Origin of the sequence: Brevibacterium luteolum (assembly GCF_025147615.1) — a bacterium.
GTDB classification, from domain to species: domain Bacteria; phylum Actinomycetota; class Actinomycetes; order Actinomycetales; family Brevibacteriaceae; genus Brevibacterium; species Brevibacterium luteolum.
In genome coordinates, this window is record NZ_JALXPM010000023.1 from 20,813 (window position 1) to 46,419 (window position 25,607).

Genomic DNA, 25,607 nt, shown 5'->3' on the forward strand with positions numbered 1-25,607 from the left:
GCCTGCCTCAGATGATGGTCTCTTCGATGTCCCGTTCGGCCGTCTCACCGGTGAGCGGATTGACCTCGGGATTGCGGGTGCGGGCGGTGATGATGATGTCGACGACGAACAGTGCGGCGAGCATGGCGAACACGACCGGGACGAGGAAGTACACCGGCCAGGCAATGATGTCGGTGACACCTGCGGTCGCGCCCATGTCCATGCGCTTGAACGCCTCCTTGAGCCCGAACCAGGCGAAGCCGATGCTCACGAGTGCGCCGAGGGCGTAGCCGAAGATCTTCGTGATCGCCTGCGGCAGCGGGGCGAGCCGGTCTGAGAGGAGGGAGACGGTGATGTGCTCCTTCTGCAGCTGTGCGGCCGGAATGCCGAGGAGGGCGACGAAGGGCAGGTACCAGAAGGCGACGATCTCGTTGGTGCCGAAGATCGGGGCATTGAAGAGGAACCGCGACAGTGCGTGGACGACGATGTGGGCCATCATGAGTACGACGGCGATCGCGGTGAGGATCGACAGGGATCTGTCGAGCAGTGCGTTGAGCCTGGACACCAGTGTCACCTCGGTTCGTATCACGGTTCGTCGCCCGCTGGTGCGGGCGCCACGGCGTCAGCTGAAGTTGACGTTGGTATCAAGTTAATGATTGTTCAGCCAGTTTTCAAGAACTTTCTATGACCTGTGACACAGCCGAGACAGGTGGCCGCCGCAGGCTCGATGAGACGGCGACGGCCGGGGCAGTCCTGCTGCCCCGGCCGTGCCGGTGACGGTGCCGCGCCCGAGGCGGTGGCTGGGTTTCCAGCTGTGCGTCAGGAGTGGCGTCAGAGGAGTTCGAGGATGGTGGCGTTGGCCTGGCCGCCGCCTTCGCACATCGTCTGCAGGCCGTACCTGATGCCCTTGTCGGCCATGTGGTGGACCATCGTCGTCATGAGGCGGGCGCCCGAGCCGCCGAGCGGGTGGCCCAGTGCGATCGCTCCGCCGTTGGGGTTCATGAGCTTTGTGTCTGCCTCGAGGTCCTTGGCCCAGGCCAGTGGCACCGAGGCGAAGGCCTCGTTGACTTCGAAGACGCCGATGTCTGACATCGACAGCCCCGAGCGTCTGACGGCCTTCTGGGTCGCTGGGATCGGGCCGGTGAGCATGATGACCGGATCAGTTCCGGCCAGCACCGCGGTGTGCACACGGGCGATCGGCGTGAGTCCGAGCTCGCGGGCCTTTTCCGAGGTCATCATGAGCAGTGCTGCTGATCCGTCGGAGATCTGGGAGGCGTTGCCGGCGGTGATGACGCCGTCTTCGCGGAAGACGGTCTTGAGCTTCGCCAGGCCCTCGACGGTGCCGCCGCGGCGGATGCCCTCATCAGCGGTGATGGTGCCGTGCTCGGTCTCGACCGGCACGATCTGCGATTCGAAGGCACCGGCATCGGTGGCCGCGGCTGCCCGTTCGTGGGATTCGATCGCGAACTCATCGAGCTGCGTGCGGTCGAAACCCCACTGCTCGGCGATCATCTCTGCGCCGATCCCCTGGTTGGGGAACACACCGTCGTAGCGGGCGAGGAAGCGCTCGCCGTAGGGGCTCTTGCCCATGAGCGAGGAGCCCATCGGGTTGCGCGACATCGATTCGACGCCGCCGGCGATGACGGCATCGTAATGGCCGGCGATGAGTCCGGCGGCGGCGAAGTGCACCGACTGCTGGGACGAGCCGCACTGGCGGTCGACTGTGACGCCGGGCACCGACTCCGGCAAGCCCGCCGACAGGGCTGCGGTGCGGGCGATGTCACCGGTCTGTTCGCCGGCCTGGGTGACGTTGCCCCAGATGACATCGTCGATGACGACCGGGTCGATGCCGGTGGTCGTCACGAGGTCCTCGATGACGAGGGCCGAAAGGTCAGCGGGGTGGATGCCGGAGAGTACGCCTTCGCGCTTACCGGTCGGGGTGCGGCGGGCGGCGACGATGACTGCGTCGTTCATGTGGACTCCTTTGGAGCGGTGCAGTGGGTGTGACCGAGCTCAACTGTAGCCAGCCGTCCACCGGCCTCTGCGAACGGGGTCACGCTGTGGTGGTCAGGCGAATGATTCCGGGGTGAAGCCTGCCGCAGCGAAGGCCTTCTCGTACACCTCGGCCGGCAGATCGATCCACAGCCCGGTCGAGCGCGCGCACACCTTGCCATCGTGCCGGATCTCGCCGACCATGTGCTTCTTGCGGCCCTCAACCCGGTCGACCCAGGCGACGACGGTGACCTCTGCCCCGAGCGGGGTGCCGTCGAAGTAGTCGATCGACAGCATCCGGGTCAGCGCCGGCGGCGGGGCATCAGTGTTGGCGGCAGCTCCCATGACGTGATCGAGCAGCATCGCCACGACCCCGCCGTGCGCTCGCTGCGGTGGGCCCTCATAGGGTGCGCTCAGCGTTACGGTGCCCTCAGCGCGGCCGTCTGAGTAGCTGAGCTCCATCGGCGGGGCGATCGGGTTGCGCAGCGAGGTCACCGGGCTGCGGTCGTTGGGCAGGTAGGACTCTCGGGCGCCGTGCGCCGGTGCCGCCTGCGACGGATCGGCGGCCAGTGCCTGAAGCTGCCCGGCCAGCTCCCCGACCCGTGCGGCCACAGACGCCTCGTCACCGGTGGCCACGAGCACGTCGATGAGCTCGCGGGTCAGCTCAGCTGTGTGTGCGATATAGGGGGTGACCTGGGACTGGTTGTGACGGTTCATCTCACTCCTCGCAGGCTTTGCGTCCCACCTCTTCTTGTGTGAGACAGATCAAGCCAGTAGTCTGCTGAACAATCGTTCGATACCGGATTCAATCTAGCTGCCGGCATCGACCGTGGCAAGGGCGCACTCGCCCTGCTGGCACAGTCTCACGGCGAAAAGGGAGAGTATGAAGGCCATCCACGTCACCCGCCTCGACGGCCCGGGCGCAGTCGAGCTGCAGGACGCACCCGCACCGTCCCCGGCCGAAGGCGAAGTCCTCATTGAGGTCGCCTGCGCCGGGGTCACCTTCCCCGAGCTGCTCCAGACTTACGGGCAGTACCAGACCAAGCACGAACCGCCCTTCATCCTCGGTTCCGAACTCGCCGGCACCGTCGTCGAATCCCGTTCCTCCCGTTTCGCCCCCGGTGACCGGGTCGCTGCGATCATCCCGAGCGGGGCGTTCGCCCAGTTCGCCACCGCACCCGAGGCTATGGTTCTGCCTCTGCCTGAGGAGCTCTCCTTGGAGGCTGCGGCCGGGATGCCGATGAACGTCCTGACCGCCGACTTCGCCCTGCGCACCCGCGGGAACCTGCAGCCGGGTCAGCGCGTCCTCATCCACGGTGCGGCCGGCGGCCTCGGCTCGGCCTGCGTGCAGATCGCCCTGGCAATGGGGGCTGAGGTCATCGCGGTGGTCTCCAGTGATGAGAAGGCCGCGATGGTCACCGAACTCGGCGCCCAGCACGTCGTGCGCGCCGACGGCTTCAAAGACGCCGTCAAGGACATCGCCCCACGCGGCGTCGACGTGGTCGTCGACCCCGTCGGCGGGGACCGCTTCACCGACTCCCTGCGGTGTCTGGCCCGTTTCGGCACACTGCTCGTGCTCGGGTTCACCGCAGGCTCGATCCCGGAGGTCAAAGTCAACCGGCTGCTGCTCAACAACATCTCCGTCGCTGGCGTCGGCTGGGGCGCCGCCCTGCCGTCCGACCCGCTCATGGCCCAGAAGCAGTGGGCCCACCTGCGCGAATACCTCGCAAACGGCCAGCTCAACCCCCACATCCACGCCCGCTTCAGCCTCGACCAGGCCGCAGCGGCGATCACCGAGCTGGAGAACCGCTCGGTGATCGGCAAAGTCATTCTCGACATCCAGGAGGACCCCCATGGCTGAGGAGCTCGACGTCACCCTCGACGCCGGCGTCATGACGATCCGGTTCAACCGCCCACAGGCGCTCAACGCACTCACCCGAGACACCGTCATCGCCCTCAACACAGCACTCGAGCGCGCCGCTGAAGAGGCCCGCGCCGTCATCCTCACCGGCGACGCACGCGCCTTCTGCTCCGGAGCTGACGTCTCAGCGATGACCGACGGCGAGCTCAAGGGCGTCGGCCTCGACGTCATCAACGAGGCGATCGGCAAGATCCGCGACCTGCGCGTGCCCACCGTCGCCGCCGTCTCCGGCCCGGCCGCCGGTGTCGGTTGTTCGTTCGCGCTCATCTGCGACTACGTCATCATGAGCGAGAAGTCCTACCTCATGCTCGCCTTCACCCGCATCGGCCTCATGCCCGACGGCGGCTCGACCGCACTCGTCGCCGCCTCCGCCGGCCGCCACCGTGCCCTGCGCATGGCCCTGACCGGCGAGAAGGTCCACGCCGTCCAGGCTCACGACTGGGGCCTGGCCACCGAGGTCACCGCACCCGAGGCGTACCTCACCCGGGCACAGGAGATCGCCTCCCAGCTCGCCGCCGGCCCCACCCTGGCACTCGGCGAGACCGAATGGGCGATCAACCAGGCAACCCTGCACGAACTCGACGCAGCCCTGAACCGCGAGGCCACTGGCCAGGACATGCTCAAGGACTCCGCCGATGCCGCCGAAGGCGTCACGGCGTTCCTCGCCAAGCGCACCCCGGAATTCCGCGGCGCCTGAACCTCTCAGCCGCTGCACCCGCACCAATCGCATGACATGAAAGGCGCACCCTCATGCTCACCGGCAACCGCTCGACCATGGGCGATGACTACCAGCTCAACCTCACCACCTTCCTCCGGCATGCCAACCGGACGTTCTCCGATGCACCAGTGACCTACCGCGATCTGGCCGGTCAGTGGCACCAGTCGGACTACGGCGAAGAGTACGTCCGCATCAGCCAGCTCGCCCACGCCCTCGATGAGCTCGGGATCGGTGCCGGCAGCACCGTCGGGGTCATGGACTGGAACTCCCGCCGCCACTTCGAGCTGTACTTCGGTGTGCCGTGCGTGGCGGCGACGATGTTGCAGCTGAATCTGCGCCTGGCGGTTCCCGACCTCGCCTATGTCGTCAACCATTCGCAGACGGACTGGGTCTTCGTCGACGAATCGCTGCTGCCGCTGGCCGAGGCGTTCGCCCCGTCGACCTACGTCAAGGGCTGGGTGGTGCTCACCGACAAGCCGCAGAGCGAGATCGAAACGAGCCTGGAGAACGTGTACTCCTATGAGGAGCTCATCTCCGGCAAGCCCACCGACTACGACTGGCAGGTCATCGACGAGAACACCGCCGCCTATGCCGGCTACACCACCGGCACGACCGGCAAGCCCAAGGGGGTGTTCTACTCCCACCGCGGCATGTATCTGCACACGATGGCCTCGCTGGCCGGCCTCCAGGTCGACTACACCGACGTCGTCATGCCGATCACGCCGATGTTCCACGTCATCTCGTGGGGCTTCCCCCAGACGGCGCTGGCCGCCGGCGCCGGTGTCGTGCTGCCGGGCCGCTTCGCTGCTACGGATATCACCCCGGTGGCCGAGGGGTTCACCCGTTTCGGCGTCACCGTCGCCAACGCAGCACCGGCCCTGCTGACTCCGCTGTTCGAGCACTTCAAGGCTCTCGACACCCCGCCGGACCTCTCTAGCACCCGGGTGGTCTCAGGTGCCAGCGAACCGCCCCTGGCGCTGCTCAAGGGTCTGACCGACCTCACCGGCGTCAGGGTCATCCACGCCTACGGTGCGACGGAGACGACGCCGCTGGTGACCGTCAACTGGCATCTCAAGCCCGGCATGGAGCTCAGCGAGGACGAGGTGTGGGATCTGCAGCGCTACCAAGGTCTGCCGGTCACCGGCATCGACGTCAAGATCGTCGACCCGGCCGGAGCCGAGGTGCCGGCCGGTGAACAGGGCGAGGTGCTCTTCCGCGGACCGTGGATCACGAGCAGCTACCACAACCTCGACGACAGCGCTGAGAGGTTCATGGACGGCTGGTGGCGCTCCGGCGACGCCGGACTGCTGACCGAGCAGGGCTACCTCAAGCTCACCGACCGCCTCAAGGACGTCATCAAGTCCGGCGGCGAGTGGATCTCCTCAATCGACATGGAGAATGCGCTGCTCGATCACCCGCAGGTCGCCGAGGCCGCGGTCATCGCGGTGCCCGACCCCAAGTGGGATGAGCGCCCAGTCGCCTATGTCGTCGCCCGCGAAGACGGTGTGACGAAGGACAGCATCCTCGCCGTCCTCGCCGACCGGTTCGCCAAGTGGCAGCTGCCCGATGACGTCGTCTTCTGCGAGGAGCTGCCGCGCACCTCAGTGGGCAAGCTGGACAAGAAGCTGCTGCGCAGTCAGCACCAGCAGCAGGACTGACCCCAAACACAGAGGAGCCATCCTTCCCATGCCGACGTCGGCACGGGAAGGATGGCTCTTTTTCGTTCTTGTCAGCCCAAAGGCTGGTCGAATATTGACCTTGATCCGCACCCGGGACCGTCACTTTGTGACCGGCCTTCTGCCGGGAAGCACAGGCGCGCAGATCGCAGGCTCGCAGACTGGCTGCGCCAGCTCACCCGTCACGGGTGGATGAGCAGGTACACCCCGTCGCGGCGGCAGGTGACGATCTCCCAGCCGTCGGACATCAGGCCGGTGAACGTGTCGCGCAGCGCCATCCGCCAGCGGGTCGCCAGCTCCGGGTCGACGCCGCGCAGCGACTCGATGTCGCTGGGGATCCGCACGCCGACGACCTCGCATTCTCGCGGCACGTCGCTCAGCCGCGGCTCACCGTCGACGGTGTCGAGGGCGAAGACCGGCTCAGCCTCCTCCAGTACCGCCGGCAGCGGCGGGCGCTTTGGCAGGTCGAGCCGCCAGGACACGAGCATCCGGTCTGAGGCCTGGCCCTCGTTGACGCCGTCGCGCATCTGGCCGTAGAAGTCCTCGTAGTAGTCCAGCGCATTGACGCCGAGCCGGCTGAAGTTGAAGTAGGCGTTGCGGGCGATGAGCGGATCGAACGTCCACGTCATCTGTTTGATCCCGTGGTTGAGGCACCACAGCCGCTGGTGCAGCTTCATCGCCGCACCGGTGCCGCGGCCCACCTGTTCGTGGCGCACACCGGCGATGTGCGAGTGCATCATCTTGCCCAGCGGCTGGCCGAAGAACCCGATCGTCACGCCGATGAGCGAGTCGTCCTCAACATCGAAGGCCCCGGCGACGTAGTTGCCGGCATGGGCCAGCGCCACGATGAGCCCGGGCTCGAGCTGGGTGGTGCCGGCTCTGCCGACGTTCCACACCTCATCGAGCAGCAGCGAGGCCTCGGCCGCCTCAGCGGCGGTCTGCAGGCAGCGCATGACGACACCGGCTGACTCCTGCGCCTGGGCGAGCTGTTCCTCGGCTCCGGCGATGATGTTCGCATTGCTCATGGACTTATTATTCCACGCCAGCGAACTGCCGTCAGGCTGCCGGCCATCCCGCGAGCCGGGCGGGGTCGAAATGTGGCAGGCAGCGGTGTACGTTTGCCCATATGCTCACCGAGACCCCGTTGACTGCCGCCATCATCGGCGCCGGCACGATCGGCCTGTCCTGGGCTAGGCTGTTCGCCTCCCACGGGCACCGCGTGCGCCTGTTCGATCCCCGCCCGGATCTCGACACGGTCGCCGAGAGGCTGGCCGCTGAGACCGAGGCACCGATCGAGGTCTGCCAGTGCCTGACCGAGGCGGTGGGCGGCGCTGACCTGGTGCAGGAGTCCGGGCCGGAGAACCTCGAAGCGAAAATCCAGATGTTCGCTGACCTCGTCGACGCCGCCCCGGCTGACTGTGTGCTTGCCTCATCGTCCTCCGCGCTGCTGCCGACGAAGATCGCTGCGCGTCTGTCCGACGAGGCAGCCGCCCGCATCCTCATCAGCCACCCGTACAACCCGCCGCACGTCATGCCCCTGGTCGAGGTCGTCCCCGGTGAGCGCACCGCGCCCGAGGTGGTGGCTGCCCTCCGCGAGTTCCTCGTCACCTTGGGCCGTGTCCCGGTCGTGCTCGAGAAGGAAGCCCCCGGTTTCGTCGGCAACCGTCTGCAGAACGCCCTGCTGCGCGAGGCCACCCACATCGTCGAAGCCGGCATCGCCAGTGCCGAAGATGTCGACACCGTGCTGAAGAACTCGCTCGGCATGCGCTGGGCTGCCGTCGGGTTGTTCGGCGGCCTACACCTGGGTGGGGGAGAGGCCGGGTTCCGGGGGCTCATGGAGCACATCGGGCCGTCGTTCGCGCAGATCGACGTGACCGAACCGGAGATGTCGGCCGAAGGCATGGAACCGGTCTTCGAACAGGTCGAGCGGGCCTACCCGTCAGCCGAGGCGCTCACGGCCGAACGTGACCGCATGCAGGAGGGCATCCTGCGCCTGCGCGCCGAGGTCGAGTCCGGTGACGCACCCGAACCCGCCGACAACTGGGACGACGAGCCCGAGGAGTGAGGCCGAGCCTGCAGAGTGAGGCCGAGCCTGCAGAGTGAGCACGGTGGGCTGGCTCAGATCCGCACGGCCTGCGCGGCCTGACTCAGACTGCCGCGCGGTAGAAGTACGTCGTCCGGTTCGTGATGAGCCCGGCATCGTCGAAGGTGAGGAAGTCGGCGAACCGCTCGCTGGCCTCCGAACCGTCCTTGAGCGTGCCGGCGAACGATCCCTGCACAGCAGCCTGCTGGCCGGACACCAGCACCTCGGTGACGGTGTGCTTGCCTGAGACGATGATCCGCTCACCGTGGTAGAAGTCGGTGATCGCCTGCCCGACCATCGTCGGGTAGCCCGGCCGGTCATAGCTGGCGTCGGCGGCGAACAGCGCCGATGTCGCATCGGCATCACCGGAGTCGACAGTGGCGTAGTAGCGGGCGGCGAGTTCTTCGATGCTGTGCCTCTCAGCGGTCACGATCGGTCCTCTCAACAGGTGGCGGGACGGAGTCTCAGCGCCAGTCTACGCCGGTTGAACAGCAGGCCCAGCGGCGACTAGCGTGGGCATCAACCGCCGGTGCACAGGCCGGCCTGCACCGTCGCAGCCTTAGGTACGCGGTCCGCGACGGTCGAGTGAAAGGAATCACAGATGTCGCAGTATGCAGTCGTCAATCCCGCCACCGGTGAGGTCGTCGAGGAGTTCCCGACCGCCACTGATGAGCAGATCACCGATGCGCTCGCCCGCTCGCACAACGCCTACGCCACCTGGTCCACCACCCCAGTGGAGGAGCGCACGGCAATCCTGTCGAAGGTCGCCCAGATCTATTCGGATCGCGCTGAGGAGCTTGCCGAGATCATCAAGCTCGAGATGGGCAAAGCCGTCCCGGAGGGCAAGGGCGAAGTCGCACTGTCGAGCATGATCTACCAGTACTTCGCCGACAACGCCGCCGAGTTCATCTCCGAGGAGAAGCTCAAGGGGCCCAAGGACGGCGAGGCCTACCTGCTGCGCAAGCCGGTCGGCTCGCTGCTGGGCATCATGCCGTGGAACTTCCCGTACTACCAGGTCGCCCGCTTCGCCGCACCGAACCTGGCGCTGGGCAACACGATCATCCTCAAGCACGCCCCGCAGTGCCCGCGCTCGGCACAGGTGATGGAGGAGATCTTCGTCGAGGCCGGCCTGCCGGCTGACGCCTACATCAACGTCTACGCCACCAACGAGCAGGTCGCTGACATCATCCTGCCGGATCCGCGCAACCAGGGCGTGTCCCTGACCGGCTCCGAGCGGGCCGGCTCGGCGGTGGCCGCTGAGGCGGGCAAGAACCTCAAGAAGGTCGTGCTCGAACTCGGTGGCTCCGACCCCTACGTCGTGCTCGACTCCGCTGACGTCGCCGCGACCGCCAAGACGCTGTTCCAGGCGCGGATGGGCAACACCGGCCAGGCCTGCAACTCGCCCAAGCGCATGATCGTCATGGACGACATCTACGACGAGTTCGTCGAGAAGATCACGGAATCGGCCAAGAAGTTCACCCCGGCTGACCCGCTGGCAGAGGACTCGCGGCTGAGCCCGCTGTCGTCGAAGGCAGCGCAGGAGCGGTTCATGGAGCAGGTCGAGGCGACGGTCTCCGACGGCGCGACCCTGCTGGCCGGTGGCAAGGCCTATGAGGGAGAGGGCGCCTTCGTCGAGCCGGTCGTGCTCACCGATGTGCAGAAGGGCAAGCGCGGCTACTACGAGGAGCTCTTCGGCCCGGCGTTCATGATCTTCCGCGTCTCCTCTGACGAGGAGGCCGTCGAGCTGGCCAATGACACCCCGTTCGGTCTCGGTTCGGCTGTGTTCAGCTCGGATATGAGCCGGGCGGAGAAGGTCGCCGGGCAGCTGCAGGCCGGCATGGTCTTCGTCAACGGACCCGAGCAGTCCCGGGAGTACCTGCCCTTCGGCGGCGTCAAGCGCTCCGGTGTCGGCCGTGAGCTCGGCCCGCTGGCGATGGACGAGTTCTGCAACAAGCAGCTGTACTACAAGAACAGCTGATCACAGGGCATGACGATGGCCCGCCGGGTTCGCCCGGCGGGCCATCTCCTTCTTTGCCGCGTGCGATCAGCGTGCCGGCTCAGCTTTCACTGCTTCTTCGTCCGCCGGGTGAAGGCGACGACAGCGCTGTCGCACCTGTGCGCACACATGACTGTGGCCCGCCGGGAGAATCCCCAGCGAGCCACAGAATGTCAGCTTTTCAGCTGACGGTCATCACTGCTTGGGGCTCTTGCGACGGCCGACCATCATGGCTGCAGCTCCGACAGCCAGCAGGCTGGCTGCACCGTAGAGCGCGGTCAGGTCTGAGCCGGTGCGCGGCAGCTCGTTGCGATCGCGGTCACGGCCCTTGTCGGAGTCACCGCCGCCCTTGCCGTTGTCATCGGCATGGACGGAGAACGTTCCGTCGCTCTCGCCATCGCCGCAGATGACGGTGACGGAGTAAGTGCCGGTGTACGCAGAGTCCGGAGCGTTGCCCGTCCCGTGGATGTGCTCGATGACGGCGGTGCCGTCGTCGTTGGTGTCGGCGTCGACTTCGTAGCTCAGTTCGCCGTTCTCATGTTCGATGATGAACGTTGCTGCCTCGCCGGGGTAGCAGTTCGTGACGGTGAGCTCGACGCCCTTGTTCTCATTGCGGAAGTCGGTGACGCTGATCTTCTGCGGTGAGATCTTCAGCTTCGGCTCCATGCGCTCGTCGTCGCCGTCGTCCTCACCGATGATCGTGACCGTGAAGTCGAAGGTCTTCGACTCTTCGCCCTCGCGGGTGACGGTGACGGTGAAGTCGACCTTGTCGCCGACCTCGAAGTCGCTTGGATCGCCTTCGTAGTAGACGCCGGTCGTCAGCTCTTCACCCTCAGCCGTCGTCGACTCGTTGGTGAGGTTATTGGTGACTTCGTCACCGGCCTGGAGATTCGAGGCCGTGATGGTGATGCCCTTGTCCGGGTCGGTGAGGTCAGCAGCAGTGATCTCATCCGGTGCCGAGCTCACCTGCGGGTCGAAGGCAGGGGCATCGTCGTCGCCGCCGTCCTCAGCCGGGTCAGAATCTGGCGTCGGATTGGGATTGGAATCCGTGGGCTCCTGGGTTCCGGTGCCTGCTGACTCCTCGGTATTCGAGGCGGCAGGCTCCTCAACCTTCGTCTCGACTTTCTTCTCGTTCGAGTCTTCCGACGTCTTCTCGTCGGCCTGCTTTGAGTCCTCAGACGTCTTACCGGTCTCAGCCGACTGACCTGCCGGCTCGGTGACAGTGTCAGTCTCTTCCGGCGTCGGCTGCGCGAATGCGGCCGAGGAACCGAAGAATGCACCCGCGCTGACGAGCGCGGCGGCCGATGCGCCGGCAGCCAGGCGGCGGAGAGATGTGCGCTTCATGGGGCTGTCCCTTCGAAGGTCAGAGAAATATCAATTCTCTCTGAGAGTAACCTGGGTGACACCGGGTGACAACCAGGTTTCCTGAATGTTCGGTGAATTGGCCGGGATCTGCGGCACTTCGTCCGACAGTCGGCCGATCTGGGGTGCCGGTCCAGGCCTCCGCTCTGAAGCCAGCACCCTAAACCCCGCCTCAGAGCCGGGGGCGTCATCGCCCGTAGCATGGTGCGAGCACATCCGACCGCGATCAGCGGTCACCACAACCGAAGCTCAACGACGAGAAAGGCTCACACCCCATGGCTGCCCACACTCCGCCCCCGACCACCCCGGAAACCCAGGAAGCGCAGTCGAACGCGCAGGCTTCACGCGGGCTCATGCGGCCGCTGAATCACTTCCTCGAGCGCTGGGTGCCGTCATCGCTGGTCTTCGCGATCCTGCTCACCCTCATCGTCGCGATCCTCGCGTTCATCCTCACCGATGCCGGCCCCGTCGATGTGCTCACCGGTTGGGGAGAGGGTCTGGCCGGGCTGCTGGAGTTCATGACCCAGATGGCGCTCATCCTGCTGCTCGGCCACATCCTGGCCAACACCGGCCCGGTCCGCAAGGGTCTCTCCGCCCTGGCCGCCGTGCCGCAGAGCCCGCTCATGGCCTACGTCTTCGTCTTCATCGTCGCCAGCTTCGCCTCCCTCATCACCTGGGGACTCGGCCTGGTCGTCGGCGCACTGCTCGCCCGTGAGATCGCCATCCAGGCTCGCGGCAGGCAGATGAAGGTCCACTTCCCGCTGCTCGTGGCTGCCGGCTACTCCGGCATGGTCGTGTGGCACATGGGCTACTCCGCTTCTGGTCCGCTGACCGCAGCCACCCCGGACTCCTTCCTCGCCGAATCCTTAGGCGGCCAGCTCATCCCGGTCTCCCAGACGATCTTCGCCGGCTGGAACATCGCCGCAGCCGCCGCCGTCATCATCGTCTGCGCCGCGCTGTTCGCTCTGGCCGCCCCGCGGAAGAACGACCCGGTCGTCGAACTGCCCGCCCACGTCGAATCCGAGGCCTACGACCCCGCCCGCGAAGACGTCGTGACACCTGCCGACCGTATCGACGCCTCGCGCATCCTCACCCTCATCACCGGCCTAGCACTGGCCGGCTACCTCGTCGTCCACTTCGTCCAGGGCGGTTCGCTGACCCTCGACATCGTCAACTGGTCGTTCCTAGCGCTCATCTTCCTGCTCGTGCGCAGCCCCTTCGAACTCATCCACCTGACGAAGGAGGCCGCCGCCAACGTCGGTGAGATCCTGCTGCAGTTCCCGCTCTATGCCGGCATCCTCGGGATGATGAAGGCCACCGGCCTCATCGTCGTCTTCTCCACCGCGCTCGTCTCGATCGCCAACCCGACGACCTTCGGCCTGCTCGCCTTCCTCGCCGCCGGCCTGGTCAACTTCTTCGTCCCCTCCGGCGGCGGCCAGTTCGCCGTGCAGGGCCCGATCATGCTCGATGCCGCCGACCAGCTCGGCGTCGACCCGACGGTGGCGATCATGGCGGTGTCCTACGGAGACCAGTGGACGAACATGATCCAGCCGTTCTGGGCTCTGCCGGTGCTTGCGATCGCCGGGCTGAAGATGCGCGACATCATCGGCTACACCACCTTGACCCTGCTCGGCGCCGGCGTCGTGCTCGGAGCGACCCTGCTCATCATCAGTCTGTGACCGCTCCCGAGGCGGTGGCCGGCTTGCGTTGTTAGAGTGCCCTCATGCCTGAGATCCGCGTCTCCGCCCTCGTCATCCGCCACCCTGAGCACCGTGAGCTGCTCATGGTCCGCAAGTCGGGCACCCGGGCGTTCATGCTGCCTGGCGGCAAGCCCGAACCTGGTGAGTCCGCTCGGCACGCGATCATCCGCGAAGCCGCCGAGGAGCTGCATCTTGAGCTTGCCGATGACCGGCTCGCTGAGCTCGGCACGTGGACAGCGGCGGCTGCCAATGAGGCCGGGCAAGCGGTCACGGGCACAGTCTTCGCCTACCGCGGGCTGCCCGGTGGGCTGAATGTCACCGCTCCTGCGGTGTATGAGGAGATCGCCGAGGCCGGCTGGTTCTCCTTCGATGACCTGCCAGCCGACACCACCGAGCGCCGGTTCGCCTCCCTGACCCGCGAGTGTGTCATCCCCAACCTGCCCGACTGGCTGACCGATGGCACGAGAATGCCGGCACAGCAGCGCTGACGTGACCGCGCTGACATGACAGTGCCGCGCAGCCGACCGAAACCGATCCGGCTGCGCGGCACTGCCTGCGGCTCACTTCTTGTTCGACTTCTTCGCTGTCGTCTTCTGAGCTGTCGATTTATTCGTCGCCGACTTCCTAGCTGTCGACTTCTTGCTGGTGGACTTCTTGGCAGCGGCCTTCTTCGGCGCAGCCTTCGTGGTGCTCGTCTGCGGAGTCGTCTTCTTCACCGTGGAGGAAGCGGACTGGGACGATGTGTTCGACTTCGCCGCTATCGTCGTGGCAGGCTTTGTGCTGTCAACCGTCGCCGCAGTGTCGTCAGCGGCGAGTTCGCCGAGTTCGGCGTATGCGTAGAGGGCGCGGTAGACCTCGTGCAGGCTGACGTTCGCTTCGCTGGCGATCATTCGCACGACGCCCAGGTAGTCCTCATACGGCACGCGGGCGGTGTTCTTCGACTCCAGCAGGCCCGCTTCGAAGAGCACACCGACCGAGCGGGCGTCCATGAGTGCGAAATCCGCCGGGTAGACCGCTGAGAGGATCGCACTGGCGAAGGGCTTGCCGACCCCGTCGATGATCGACAGGATCGGAATCCGCCAGCGATCAGGGGTGTCCTCCTCCAGCGCCAGGAAGGTCAGGTATTCGATGTCCTTCTGGGTGGTCTTGTCAGAGTAGCCGGTGAGTATCGGCAGAACGGCAACCGCCTTCCATTCCGCAAAGCGCAGCAGCGACTTGTACTTCAGCCGCTCCTTCTTGCGTGCCTTCTTCGCGTCCTTGGTCAGCAGGCGATCTTCGAGCTCGGTGATCACATAGTGCGGGGCATAGCGGGCGATGAATTCCGAGGTGATGCGCAGAGCCGTCATGACGGCATTGTATCCGTCACAGTCGTGATCAGATCGCATCTGTCACAGTCGTCGCCACCCGGTCAGACGCCATAGAACAGGACAGCCGCCGTAAGTCCCGCGAGCAGGGCCGCTGCGATGACGACGCTCATGACGATGACCACCGGGCGTGCGCCCCGCGAGCGGCGCAGCGCGGCCGCAGGTGAAAAGCTCGACCGGTCGGGAGCTGGGCTCGGGGTGCGGGTGTTCGGGGGAGTGGCCGGCAGGCCGTAGAGGTCTCGCGGGATGTCCCGATGAGGTGGGCGTGAGTACACGGCAGACTCCTGCAATCAGCTCGGCGGTGGAGGGCTCACCACCGAGTCAACCCCGGGCTGCTGCATCAAGGGTGCTCGGCATGTGTCAGGTCAGTCACAAGTCCCAGCGCTGGAGCAATTCACAGCGCCGGGCGTAGAACTGGGCGGCGCACCATAGTGCACCGCCCAGTCTCGCGTCTCTGTCAGCCCGCCTCAGCGGGCGTCAGCCGATCGGCTCAGCAGGGACGGGTCTCCGGGGAGACGGTGAGCTTCGGATCGCTCTTGACGACTCCGCCGAGGGCATCATCGATCTTCGAGAGCACATCGGCCTCAAGCTTGACCCCGGCGGCCTCGGCGTTCGAGGTGATCTGCTCCGGGCGTGACGCTCCGACGAGTGCGGCAGCGACATTGTCGTTGGCCAGCACCCAGGCGATCGCCAGCTGCGCCATCGTCAGGTTCAGCTCCTGGGCGATTGGCTCGAGCTTGGCGACGGCTTCGAGGGTCTCGTCCTCGAGCAGGCCGGCGACGGCCTTCGCGCCGCCGGACTCATCGGTGGCACGCGAACCCTCGGGCAGCGCCTGGCCCGGCTTGTACTTGCCGGTCAGCACACCCTGGGCGATCGGCGACCACACGATCTGCGAGATGCCCAGCTCCTGGCAGGTCGGCACCACCTCGGGTTCGATGACCCGCCAGAGCATGTTGTACTGCGGCTGCGAGGAGATGAGCTGGATGCCCAGATCCTTGGCCATGCCGTGGGCAGCGCGGATCTGCTCGGCGGTCCACTCGCTGACACCGATGTAGAGGGCCTTGCCGGCGCGCACGACATCGGCGAAGGCCTGCATCGTCTCCTCCAGCGGCGTCTCGTAGTCGTAGCGGTGTGCCTGGTAGAGGTCGACGTAATCGGTCTGCAGGCGGGAGAGCGAACCGTTGATCGACTCCATGATGTGTTTGCGCGACAGGCCGCAGTCGTTGTGCCCACGCGGGCCAGTGGGCCAGTAGACCTTGGTGAAGATCTCCAGCGACTCACGGCGCTGACCCTTGAGGGCCTCGCTGAGAACCGATTCGGCCTTGGTGTTGGCGTAGACGTCTGCGGTGTCGAAGCTCGTGATGCCGGCGTCGAGTGCGGCGTGCACGCACTTCGTGGCGATCTCGTTCTCCACCTGGGAGCCGTGGGTGAGCCAGTTGCCGTAGGTGATCTCGGAGATCTTGAGTCCGGAGTTGCCGAGGTAACGGAATTCCATCAGGTAGTCCTCTCTTGCAGATCAACGGCCGGCGCCTGCCTGGCGCGGCCTCACCTCCTCACATTACCGGCAGCACTAACGGGTGAGGGCTGACAAGGCGCACTGTGTTCCCTGAACCGCTCATGGTTGAATGGTGTCCATGACTGCCGAGTGGTCTGAGGTGCGGGTTGCCGTGTCGAACGAGCAGTGGGATGAGGCCATCGCACAGCTGACCGGCATGCGTCGGATACCGCAGGACATCGCCTACGTGCTCGCCCGGGAGTCCGACGACCACCCGGAGTTCCGCCAGATCCTGCTGACCCTTGATTCCGTGCAGGACTGCGTCATCAACGCCGTCGATCCCGAGCGCACTGGGCGCTGGAACTCGATGTCGATCATCCGCCACTTCGCTTCGCCGTTCGCTGACTGGATCGACAAGCCCGCCTACGCGCTGCGCTCCTTGATCGCCACCCGCCGGCAGAAGCGCGCCTGCGGGGTGCGCGAGTCGGTGGTCCTGGACAAGGAGAAGGCCGGCGAGCCGATCCCCACGGACACCGTCGGCGAGGTGTGGGAGAGGATCCTGCGCGAGGAGGGATTCCTCAACGTGCCGCGCAGCCAGTTCCACGAATGGCACTACGAAGACGTCATCCGCCGCTTCCCGGAGAAGTCGAGCCACGGCGCCGAGGAGCCGGCGAAGCCGGGGCTGGCGAAGGAAGCCGCGCGGATCATCTGCGGGTGGGGACCCGAGGAGCTGCGCGTGCAGCTCGCCAGCAACCCGGACCTTCCCCTTGATGTCCTCCTGACCCTCATCGACGACCCGGTCGAAGCGGTCGCCCGGGCGTGCGCGGACAACCCGCAGTGCACCGGCGACCTGGCCAACCGCCTCGAGGCCCGATTCCCTGATATGGGTGCGGTTCTCGACAAGCACCCGAACGCTGACATCGATCGTCAGCTGCGCATTCCTGCCTGCGACGTAAACGAGGAGATCCTGCCCTCCTTCCTCAGGGCAACCATGGCCACCTCTGAGGAAGCTGACCAGCTGCGCTCGCGGCTCACCGTCGGCAGCACCGCTGATGCAGCACTCGGTTCGGTCTGGCTCGAAGTCGCGTGGCGGGAAGCCGAGGACCGCATAGCGCTGAGCTGATGACGCTGGTGCATATGTGCCTATTCCGGGTTGCCGTGCAGGGGCCCAGGCTAGGGTGATGAGCATGAGTTTTCCGACACGATCCGACCAGTTGCGTCGAGTCGGCGTCCAGGCTGTCAATCGTGGCCGGTCGATCGCACGCACCAGTGCGGCATTGGTGCGCGGTCGTCTCGCCGAACGCGGACTTGATCCGACATATGCACCGCAACCGGACGACGCTTTCGTCGTCGCGGCCTATTTCGCCGGGGATGCAGCCAGCCTCTACCAGCTGCGTGAATGGCTGCTGCCGTTTGAGAGGCTGTCTGAGCGCCTTGTCGAAGAAGGCCACGGTGAGGCCCCGTTGGCGATCTTCTGTCGCAATGCTGATCACGCCCGCCGCATCACACCGGCTACGCAGCTTCCGATTCGTTTCGGCCGACTTGCCAAGGACCTTGAAGCCTTTATGGGCCAGTCGAGTCTGCGTGTCGTCTTCTACGTCAACCAAGCCACGATGAACTTCCAGGCGCTGCGCTTCACCCGGCCAGCGCATGTGCACCTGAGCCACGGGGAGAGCGAGAAGGTCTCGATGATCTCCAATCAGCTCAAGGCCTATGACTACATCTTCACTGCTGGCCAGGCCGCTCGCCAGCGCCTCTTAGACACGCTTGTCGGATTCCGGGAGCAGGGAGGCGAAGTGCGCATGATCGACATCGGTCGCCCGCAGCTCGACGCGCCGCGCCAGGCGCCGCAGGCCTGGCGGGAGATGACTGATAGCGCACGGTTGACCGTGTTCTACGCACCCACCTGGGAGGGTGATTCGCCGTCGATGGCGTACGGCACCCTCAAGCACAACGGCCCGGCAATCGTGCGCGGGCTGCTTGATTCCGGCTGTCGGGTGATCTTCCGCCCCCACCCGCGCACCGGGGTCATGGACGTCGAGACAGCACAGGCGCTTGCTGCGGTCAAACAGTTGGTGATCGAGCATCCGCGCGGATACCTCGATGATGATGTGCGGCTGGGGTGGCAATTCGACGCAGCTGATGCATGCCTTGCCGAAATGTCGGCAGTGGCCTTCGACTGGCTCTCGACAGGCAAGCCGCTCGTACTCATCCGGCCGGATGATCCCGGTGCAGAAGTGCTGCCCGGTGGGCTCTTCGACCGTGTGCTTGCGGGTGAGGCGCGTCAACCGACTGAAATCGTCGATCTAGTGACCGCAACTGCGGGTTCGTCCGACAGCGGTGCGGCGTGCGATGCCCAGGCCTACTACCTCGGAAACACGGAACCGGGTCAGCAGCAGCTTCGCTTCGAAGCTGCGACCATTCAAATCGTCGGAGAACGCAGCACAGAGTGAATGCAGTGGGCCGGGGCGCACTGATGCAAGCCAGGTGAGAGGCAAGAGACGGTAGGCCTCCGAGGGGCGTTCGCGCAGATTTTACCTAAGCGTAATGAAGCCGTTACCATTATCCGGATCCTGGCCTGCTTCCCGGCGAGGCCCTGTTACCGTCGCTTCCAAACAATGGAGACTTCACCAATGCGCCGCATCATCACTTACGGCACGTTCGACCTGCTGCACTACGGCCACATCCGGTTGCTGCAGCGGTGCAAAGAGCAAGGCGACTATCTCGTAGTAGCGCTTTCGACGGATGAGTTCAATGCTGGCAAGGGAAAGAAGTCGTACTTCAGCTACGAAGATCGCAAGCGAATGCTCGAAGCGATCAGGTACGTCGACCTCGTTATCCCAGAGGAAACGTGGGAGCAGAAACCCGACGACGTACAGCAGTATCACATCGACGTATTCGTCATGGGCGACGACTGGGAAGGGAAGTTTGACGAACTCGAAGAGCACTGCGAGGTCGTCTACTTGCCGCGCACCCCAGAGATCTCAACCACACAGATCAAGTCCGACCTCTCGTCGTAGGCCTGGAGAGCGCGAAGTTCGCAGTGTGTGCGATCATTCGGTGAAAAGGCCGCGTCAGCGATACTACGCATGGAGGAGTGGCGATGTCAGTACTGGTGACCGGTGGTGCCGGGTACATCGGCTCTCACGTTGTTCGCATGTTGGAGCAGCGGGGTGACCGCGTTGTGGTGGTGGATGATCTGTCCACCGGTGTCGAGAGTCGCGTCGGAAGCACGCCGCTGGAGCGGATTGACCTAGCCGAGCCCGATGCTGAACCTCGGCTCGCGCAGGTGATCTCCGAGTACGGCGTCGACTCCGTTATCCACTTTGCTGCAAAAAAGCAGGTGGGAGAGTCCGTTGAGAAGCCCATCTGGTACTACCGGCAGAACGTTGGTGGGCTGGCCAATCTGCTCGCTGCGATGGAAGCATCCAGCGTTGGTACCATGGTGTTTTCATCCTCGGCAGCAACATACGGTATGCCGGACGTGCCACAAGTGCCGGAGGACATCGACTGCAAGCCGATTAACCCGTACGGCCAGACCAAGCTGATCGGCGAATGGATGATCGACAATGCCATGGTCGCCACCGGCCTCAAGGCTGCGAAGCTGCGCTACTTCAATGTCGCAGGCACGGCTTGGGACGACCTCGCCGACACAGCTGTCATGAACCTCGTGCCGATCGTGCTTGACCGGCTCGACCGCGGAGAGGCGCCGGTTATCTTCGGTGACGACTACGACACGCCGGACGGCACCTGCATCCGTGACTACGTCCACGTTGCCGATCTCGCTGAAGCGCACATCTACGCCCTCGACTACCTCGCAGCTGGCGACGGCCCACCCGCTGAGTCCGTCTTCAACGTCGGCACCGGAGCCGGGGCCTCCGTCAGCGAGGTGATCGACACGGTAGCCCGCGTCCTGGACCGCCCGATCACGCCTGTCATGGGAGAACGTCGCGCTGGTGACCCGCCACAGCTCGTTGCCAATGTCGAGCGGATCGGGCGCGAATTCGCGTGGAAAGCACAGTACGACCTCACCGACATCATCACCTCAGCTGTGCGAGCGAAAGGCCTCACCCCGCGCACCTGAGCGCCAACTGCGTGTCCTCGGCGTGAACTCACGGTAAACTGTGGCGCTAGACCATTCATTGATCCGTGATGGCACAAGGAGGAAGAGTGCTGAGTCCTGCCCGGCCACAGCGGCCGTCGCTAGAGGAGCTGCGTGCCGTCGCGCAGCCTCCCGAAGTGCGCAGCCGCAAGAATGCCGAGCACTGGACAGCGCAGTTGTACCTTCGGCACATCTCGATCTACACGACCGTACTGCTCGTGCGCACGCCGATCACCGCCAACGGCGTCACCGGCCTCATGATCCTCTCTGGCTGGCTTATCGCTGTCTCTCTGCTCATCCCTGGGCTGTTCGGTGCCCTGCTCGCCCTGTTCTTCTCGCAGCTGCAGATGTACCTCGACTGCTGCGACGGCGAGGTTGCGCGCTGGCGCGGCACCAAGGGCGCCAAAGGCGTCTTCCTCGACAAAGTCGGTCATTACACCACCGAGGGACTTGTCGCGATTGCTCTCGGGGCAAGGGCAGTCGGTGAGTTGTCGAATCTCAAAGCCGACCCAGCTGGGATGTACCCCTACCTGCTGGCCGGCACGATCCTCGGCTTCCTCGTCGTGCTCAACAAGGCGCTTAACGACATGGTCCATGTCGCTCGCGCTTTCAACGGTCTCGACAAGCTGCCGGACACAGCGCAGGCGACAGCCATTCCTTCTGGTCTGCTGGCAACCCTCAAGCGCGTCGCCCGATTCGTTCCGTTCCACCGTCTGTATCACTCGGTCGAGATGTCGATCCTGGCTGTCGTCGCCTCGATCATCACGCTCATTGCCTCAGCTGGCGGCGGTCCAGAGCTCGTCGGCGAGCGCTGGCTCATCACGCTTATGGTGCCGTTGTGCGCACTGTCGGTGATCGGACACTTCTTGTCGATCATGGCCTCAAGGAGATTGCCGGCATGACACACGAACAGATCCACACGCATAAGGACGCCACCCAGCCTATCCCGGCCGAGGCGTTCAACACTCCGCAGCTCGAATCGCTGCGCGACACCTCGCGTGAGCGCCGTAAACTCGAACGCGCGGTACGCGCCCGCCACGGCAACTTGCCCGGTACGACGGACGCGGCAGCCAAGCCAGCTGAGACGATGAAGTCCCGGCTGTACTCATTCGGCGTCGTGGTTCTCACCCAGGGCAAGCGCATGGACGACCTGCGCCGCGGAATCAACTCATTGCTGGCGCAGCGCGGCGTGGAGCTCGACATTATCTGCGTAGGTAATGGCTGGGAACCAACCGGACTGCCCGAGCAGGTCAAGACGCTGGCTTTGCCGACCAACATCGGTATTCCTGCCGGCCGCAATGAAGGCGTTCCCCACGTCGACGGCGAGTTTCTCTTCTTCCTTGATGACGATGCCTGGTTGCCTGATGACTCGACACTGATGCGCATGGCACAGCTCATGCGCACCAAGCCGAGCATCGGGCTCATTCAGCCGCGTGTCGAGGATCCTGCCGGCACCCCAGCACCGAAGCGGTGGATACCCCGTCTGAAGAAGGGCAATGCCGGTCATTCGTCGAACGTCTTCTCGGTCTGGGAAGGTGCAGTCTGTCTGCAGCGCAAGGCGTTCGACGCTTGCGGCGGCTGGCCAGCGCCGTTCTGGTATGCCCATGAGGGCATCGAGCTAGCCTGGCGGATCTGGGACGCCGGCTACCAGGTCTGGTACATGGGCGATGTCTCGGTTGCCCATCCAGTGATCGACCAGCGGCGGCACGAAGAGTACTTCTACATGAACGCCCGCAACCGCGTGTGGCTGGCCAGACGGAACCTGCCGCTGCCGTTCAGCCTCGCCTACGTGGCGTCCTGGACGCTTATGCAGACCACACGTTGGGCGACCAAACCCGAGCAGCTGCGGCCCTGGTTCAGCGGCTGGATCGATGGTTGGCGCGATGACCCCTGGGGTCCTGAAGAAAATCACGAAAAGCTCTCCACTCGCGGGCTGCTGCGGATGGCCCGCTACGGCCGACCGCCAGTCGTGTAGAGCTGACTGGTTCATTTGGACAAGGGTGTGGGGCCCGCGGCTCGTGCGGCTCAGCACTCTCCAGAACCGCTGTCGTATGGAGAAGCACCTGAATCGGAAAGGGTGGAAATGACCGACCTAAGGCTCTCCCTCATCATCCCCGTCTACAACTCGATGCCATACCTCACAGAGCTGCTCGATTCTGTGTTCTCACAGACGATGTCGGCCGCAGAGTTCGAAGTCATTGCCGTTGACGACGGCTCAACGGACGGTAGCGGCGACGAACTCGACCGCTTTGCCGCCTCCCACAGCAACCTGCACGTCATCCATCAGGAGAACTGGGGGTGGCCAGGCCAACCGCGCAACCGGGCTCTGAATGCGGCTCGCGGCCGCTATGTTTTCTTCGCGGACTCCGATGACAAGTTCGACCCCAGTGCGTTCACCGTGATGTGTGACTTTGCTGATGCACACGCCTCCGATATCGTGCTGCCGCAGATGGGGTCGATCAACGGCCGCTGGGTGCAATCCAAGCTCTATGCCCGCACGCGCATCGATGCGGACCTTTCGAGCGTGCTGACGACACTGGGCCCGACGAAGCTCTTCCGTCGAACGTTCCTCGACAAGCACGGACTGCGATTCCCCGAGGAGAAAGTCAGGCTCGAAGACGGCATCATGCTCTCGCGTGCCTATTTCCTGGCGCAGCGGGTGTCGGTGGTCACCGGCGCAGACTACTATCAGATCCGGTCCCGCGACGACGGGCAGAACATCAGCTCTCGCTACCTCGACCCCGATGAGTACACCTGGGCGATCGCTCAGGTGAGCCAAAACATTCGCGATTACGATCCGGATCCTCAGCGAGCCGACCGGATCATCCTCGATTTGTACCGTCGCAAATGTTTGAAGTTCTACGCACCGGATCGGTTCGTCAGGCTCAAGCAGGAGCGCGCAAAGCGATTCATCGAGGTGCATCAGCGGTTCCAGCGGGAGTTCATTCCCGTCGAACTGGAAGCCGCCCTTGAGGAGCCATTCCGCAGTCGCAGCGAATGGGTGAGAGCCGGCGACATCGAGGCGATTCGCGTTGGTTCACAGATCGCAGCTGTTGAGCTTGCCCCCACGCTTGTGCGGTGGAAACTCACCTCCCGCGGTGCCGAGCTGCAGATCCGTTCCCGGGTCTTCTCGGCCGGCGCTGCGGACGAGTCGCATGTCCTGCAAGTCTCAAAGCGCGGCTCGAACTGGAGCTACACACTTCCGGCGGTACGGCTGGCTCGAGGTGCTGATAAAGAGAGCAGCACCATCACGGCAGAGTTCCGGTTGGGCTGGCGGAGACTCCTGGTTCCGAGTGAACGCGTCGTCGATCTTCACCTCATCCGCCGAGTGGGTTATGACGACGACCCGCGCAAGGATCTGGTGCAGCGGGCCCGCGTCGCTTCGGCGCCTGAAGTCGAGGCTTCGCTGGTGGCGCGCGGGAACGTGCATCCGTACTGTACAGCACAGGGCAATATCAGCATCAAGCTGACTACCGGTCGGCTTGGTGAAATTCTGGCCTGGGCACGGAAGATCAAGAACGCAGTGAGGCGCTGATCGGATTCAGAGCCGTGCCGGCTCGATAGCAAGGCTGAGATTGCCGCGTTCCGTTTCAAAGAATCTGCCGACGTGCAGACTAACCGCGAGGTCCGCTCCATTCGCGACTGCCATTCGTCTGTGCTGTTGGGCTCCGGCCGCAGTGAGCCAGAAGTCGTAAGTGTCCGGGGGCGCTGCCAAGAAATGGCCAAGAGGTATAGACACGTTGAAGGATTCATCAACGTGCAGGTCAATGGGGACCTCGAAGCCGTAGAGCCCGCTGCGTGACCGTACCCGCAGGAAGACGTCAGCGCCGGCCGACGTCCAGTCACCCGCAGTCATACCGTGCAAGACCACTGTGCTCTCCTGCAAAGAAACCGCTGAAAGTCGCGCAGGCCGCCCAGCGACAATGGGGCGCCTCACTGGCTCCACAAGCTCGTAGCATAATTCAGCCCACATCCGTGTGACAGCGGCATCGTCGAAACGTCGAGCGCTCCTTATCGCAGCGTGACGCATCTCTGTTCGCTCTTCGTCGCTCAGATCGAGGAACTGGCGGATTGTTTGAGCGAGCGCGCCGGCATCACCAGGAGGTACGAGGAAGCCGTCGCGTCCGTGGGTGATGATGTCGCTGGGTCCGTAGCGGACGTCAAAGGCGATCGGAATGCAGCCCGCAGCCATTGCTTCAACTAGTACCAGGCCAAAGCCCTCGAAATCACTACTTAGCACCAGAAATGAAGCTGATTCCAGCTGAGTGGTTGTATCCGCGCTGTAGCCCCGAAGACGCACGCTGTGCCTGAGATTGTACGCGTCAATGAGTGCTTCGAGTTCGCTTGCATCAGGACCGGAACCAAAAACGTCGAGACGTGCGCTGGTTTCACCGAGCTGAGCGAAAGCGCGTATTGCTTGATCCACACGCTTTTGCTTAGTGAGGCGCGCGAGCATAATGCCAGAATCTCGGTGTCGGGGCTTCAGGTGGCTCGCCTGCTGCTCTGGCGTGCTGCGCGAGTTGGGTATTACGCGAGTACGGCGGTAGGAGCTTTGGAACGCTTGATGAAACTCGTTCTGCTGGCGCCGCGTAAGAAATGTGAGCATGTCAAACTGTGCATGATCTACCGACATTTCCCTGCGTGTCCTGGTGAACGGACCGAAGGGGGTTGATGCTGCGGGCTGCAGATGAGTGTTGTGGAAGACCTGGACTGTGCGCACATTGGGGCGCTGATAGTGGCGAAAGAATGAACCAACAAATGCTGAATCATTGATGATGATGGCTTGCCTGTTGCCGACGACTGAATCAATCCATGCGAAATAGAAGTCGCGCATTCTCGTCCATGCGCCTATCGGGTCTCCGGATGAGTCGCACAGGAGAACTCCTCGGCCGCGCGGGTCCTTTCGTTCATCCCGGATATAAACACTACCGTTCGCACGCAGGTGCTCGACGCCAATGATGTTGTCACCTGAGTCGTAAAGAACCCTCCTATTGCCTTCGCCGGCGCTCTCGCTTCGTGCAACAGGAGTTGGTGGCTTTGTCGGAACTGGCTGGGTGGATAGTGCAAGTCGATCGAGCGCGACATGAGACGCAGCAGCTACCTCTGTCCAGCAGTTGCGCAACTGTACACCGTGACCTAGAAGACCTCTGGCCCGAAGGCTCTCAGTTTTTGCTGCGACGTTCAGTTTGGGGTCGAGCGTTAGAACTGGGATGTCGATA

Annotated in this window: 24 protein-coding genes; 14 read left to right on the forward strand and 10 right to left on the reverse strand. The window is 64.4% G+C overall.

All coding sequences use genetic code 11. The annotated features are described in order from the left end of the window. Nucleotides 1-7: 7 nt before the first annotated feature. The 3 genes from M3C25_RS07390 to M3C25_RS07400 all read right to left on the reverse strand — a co-directional run bounded on the left by M3C25_RS07390 (nt 8) and on the right by M3C25_RS07400 (nt 2,688). Complete coding sequence (locus M3C25_RS07390) at nt 8-544, reverse strand: TRAP transporter small permease (protein ID WP_259855589.1); 537 nt, start codon at nt 542-544, stop codon at nt 8-10. Between the two features lie 266 nt (nt 545-810). Beyond that, nucleotides 811-1,953 (reverse strand): thiolase family protein, encoded by a 1,143-nt coding sequence (locus M3C25_RS07395; protein ID WP_259855591.1) that lies wholly within the window; start codon nt 1,951-1,953, stop codon nt 811-813. Nucleotides 1,954-2,046: 93 nt separating this feature from the next. Beyond that, nucleotides 2,047-2,688, reverse strand: coding sequence for a PaaI family thioesterase (locus M3C25_RS07400; protein WP_259855592.1), 642 nt, complete (start codon nt 2,686-2,688; stop codon nt 2,047-2,049). Nucleotides 2,689-2,854: 166 nt separating this feature from the next. Here M3C25_RS07400 and M3C25_RS07405 point away from each other — a divergent pair, with 166 nt between their 5' ends. The 3 genes from M3C25_RS07405 to M3C25_RS07415 are packed head-to-tail and all read left to right on the forward strand — an operon-like array spanning nt 2,855 to nt 6,268. After that, nucleotides 2,855-3,832, forward strand: a complete 978-nt coding sequence (locus M3C25_RS07405; RefSeq protein ID WP_259855593.1) for an NADPH:quinone oxidoreductase family protein — start codon at nt 2,855-2,857, stop codon at nt 3,830-3,832. After that, entirely contained in the window at nt 3,825-4,589 is a 765-nt protein-coding gene (locus M3C25_RS07410; protein ID WP_259855594.1) for an enoyl-CoA hydratase, read from the forward strand. Before M3C25_RS07405 ends, M3C25_RS07410 begins: the two co-directional genes overlap by 8 nt. Nucleotides 4,590-4,642: 53 nt before the next feature. Next, the gene (locus M3C25_RS07415) at nt 4,643-6,268 is read left to right on the forward strand and encodes a long-chain-fatty-acid--CoA ligase (protein WP_259855595.1); all 1,626 of its coding nucleotides are present in this window, start codon (nt 4,643-4,645) and stop codon (nt 6,266-6,268) included. A 200-nt stretch (nt 6,269-6,468) separates the two neighbouring features. Here M3C25_RS07415 and M3C25_RS07420 read toward each other — a convergent pair whose 3' ends face one another. Further along, nucleotides 6,469-7,311 (reverse strand): hypothetical protein, encoded by an 843-nt coding sequence (locus M3C25_RS07420; protein WP_259855596.1) that lies wholly within the window; start codon nt 7,309-7,311, stop codon nt 6,469-6,471. 101 nt (nt 7,312-7,412) lie between these two features. Here M3C25_RS07420 and M3C25_RS07425 point away from each other — a divergent pair, with 101 nt between their 5' ends. Continuing rightward, the gene (locus tag M3C25_RS07425; protein ID WP_259855597.1) at nt 7,413-8,351 is read left to right on the forward strand and encodes a 3-hydroxyacyl-CoA dehydrogenase family protein; all 939 of its coding nucleotides are present in this window, start codon (nt 7,413-7,415) and stop codon (nt 8,349-8,351) included. Nucleotides 8,352-8,433: 82 nt separating this feature from the next. Here M3C25_RS07425 and M3C25_RS07430 read toward each other — a convergent pair whose 3' ends face one another. Continuing rightward, nucleotides 8,434-8,799, reverse strand: a complete 366-nt coding sequence (locus M3C25_RS07430; RefSeq protein WP_259797020.1) for a nuclear transport factor 2 family protein — start codon at nt 8,797-8,799, stop codon at nt 8,434-8,436. A 171-nt stretch (nt 8,800-8,970) separates the two neighbouring features. Between M3C25_RS07430 and M3C25_RS07435 the strand changes: the two genes are divergently transcribed. After that, nucleotides 8,971-10,347: an NAD-dependent succinate-semialdehyde dehydrogenase gene (locus M3C25_RS07435; protein WP_259855598.1), complete on the forward strand. Its 1,377-nt coding sequence runs from the start codon at nt 8,971-8,973 to the stop codon at nt 10,345-10,347. Nucleotides 10,348-10,560: 213 nt separating this feature from the next. On the opposite strand, the gene M3C25_RS07440 is transcribed toward M3C25_RS07435, so the two are convergent. After that, nucleotides 10,561-11,709 carry a prolipoprotein diacylglyceryl transferase gene (locus M3C25_RS07440; protein WP_259855599.1) on the reverse strand — a complete coding sequence of 383 codons (1,149 nt, stop codon included), beginning with the start codon at nt 11,707-11,709 and terminating at the stop codon, nt 10,561-10,563. 371 nt (nt 11,710-12,080) lie between these two features. Here M3C25_RS07440 and M3C25_RS07445 point away from each other — a divergent pair, with 371 nt between their 5' ends. Further along, the gene (locus M3C25_RS07445; protein ID WP_259855611.1) at nt 12,081-13,406 is read left to right on the forward strand and encodes a short-chain fatty acid transporter; all 1,326 of its coding nucleotides are present in this window, start codon (nt 12,081-12,083) and stop codon (nt 13,404-13,406) included. 44 nt (nt 13,407-13,450) lie between these two features. Then, on the forward strand, nt 13,451-13,915 hold the full coding sequence (locus M3C25_RS07450; protein ID WP_259855600.1) for an NUDIX hydrolase: 465 nt from the start codon (nt 13,451-13,453) through the stop codon (nt 13,913-13,915). 72 nt (nt 13,916-13,987) lie between these two features. On the opposite strand, the gene M3C25_RS07455 is transcribed toward M3C25_RS07450, so the two are convergent. The 3 genes from M3C25_RS07455 to M3C25_RS07465 all read right to left on the reverse strand — a co-directional run bounded on the left by M3C25_RS07455 (nt 13,988) and on the right by M3C25_RS07465 (nt 16,286). Next, nucleotides 13,988-14,773, reverse strand: a complete 786-nt coding sequence (locus M3C25_RS07455) for a hypothetical protein (protein WP_259855601.1) — start codon at nt 14,771-14,773, stop codon at nt 13,988-13,990. A 62-nt stretch (nt 14,774-14,835) separates the two neighbouring features. Next, entirely contained in the window at nt 14,836-15,066 is a 231-nt protein-coding gene (locus M3C25_RS07460) for a hypothetical protein (RefSeq protein WP_259855602.1), read from the reverse strand. Between the two features lie 215 nt (nt 15,067-15,281). Beyond that, the gene (locus M3C25_RS07465) at nt 15,282-16,286 is read right to left on the reverse strand and encodes an aldo/keto reductase family protein (RefSeq protein ID WP_259855603.1); all 1,005 of its coding nucleotides are present in this window, start codon (nt 16,284-16,286) and stop codon (nt 15,282-15,284) included. Between the two features lie 139 nt (nt 16,287-16,425). On the opposite strand from M3C25_RS07465, the gene M3C25_RS07470 reads away from it, so the two are divergent. From M3C25_RS07470 to M3C25_RS07500, 7 genes are all read left to right on the forward strand, one after another. Then, the gene (locus M3C25_RS07470) at nt 16,426-17,409 is read left to right on the forward strand and encodes a hypothetical protein (RefSeq protein ID WP_259855604.1); all 984 of its coding nucleotides are present in this window, start codon (nt 16,426-16,428) and stop codon (nt 17,407-17,409) included. Between the two features lie 58 nt (nt 17,410-17,467). Continuing rightward, entirely contained in the window at nt 17,468-18,739 is a 1,272-nt protein-coding gene (locus tag M3C25_RS07475) for a CDP-glycerol glycerophosphotransferase family protein (RefSeq protein WP_259855612.1), read from the forward strand. A gap of 180 nt (nt 18,740-18,919) precedes the next feature. Further along, the gene (gene tagD, locus M3C25_RS07480; RefSeq protein WP_165883543.1) at nt 18,920-19,306 is read left to right on the forward strand and encodes a glycerol-3-phosphate cytidylyltransferase; all 387 of its coding nucleotides are present in this window, start codon (nt 18,920-18,922) and stop codon (nt 19,304-19,306) included. Between the two features lie 83 nt (nt 19,307-19,389). After that, nucleotides 19,390-20,370 carry a UDP-glucose 4-epimerase GalE gene (gene galE / locus M3C25_RS07485; protein WP_259846071.1) on the forward strand — a complete coding sequence of 327 codons (981 nt, stop codon included), beginning with the start codon at nt 19,390-19,392 and terminating at the stop codon, nt 20,368-20,370. Between the two features lie 68 nt (nt 20,371-20,438). Further along, nucleotides 20,439-21,290 carry a CDP-alcohol phosphatidyltransferase family protein gene (locus M3C25_RS07490; RefSeq protein WP_259855606.1) on the forward strand — a complete coding sequence of 284 codons (852 nt, stop codon included), beginning with the start codon at nt 20,439-20,441 and terminating at the stop codon, nt 21,288-21,290. Beyond that, complete coding sequence (locus M3C25_RS07495; RefSeq protein ID WP_311200515.1) at nt 21,227-22,363, forward strand: glycosyltransferase family 2 protein; 1,137 nt, start codon at nt 21,227-21,229, stop codon at nt 22,361-22,363. Before M3C25_RS07490 ends, M3C25_RS07495 begins: the two co-directional genes overlap by 64 nt. 108 nt (nt 22,364-22,471) lie before the next feature. Continuing rightward, a complete protein-coding gene (locus M3C25_RS07500; RefSeq protein ID WP_259855615.1) occupies nt 22,472-23,923 on the forward strand; it encodes a glycosyltransferase family 2 protein in 1,452 nt (483 codons plus the stop codon). 6 nt (nt 23,924-23,929) lie between these two features. Here the strand turns inward: M3C25_RS07500 and M3C25_RS07505 are convergent. Then, nucleotides 23,930-25,607, reverse strand: a 1,678-nt coding sequence (locus M3C25_RS07505; RefSeq protein ID WP_259855607.1) for a glycosyltransferase, incomplete at its 5' end; no start/stop codon positions are given.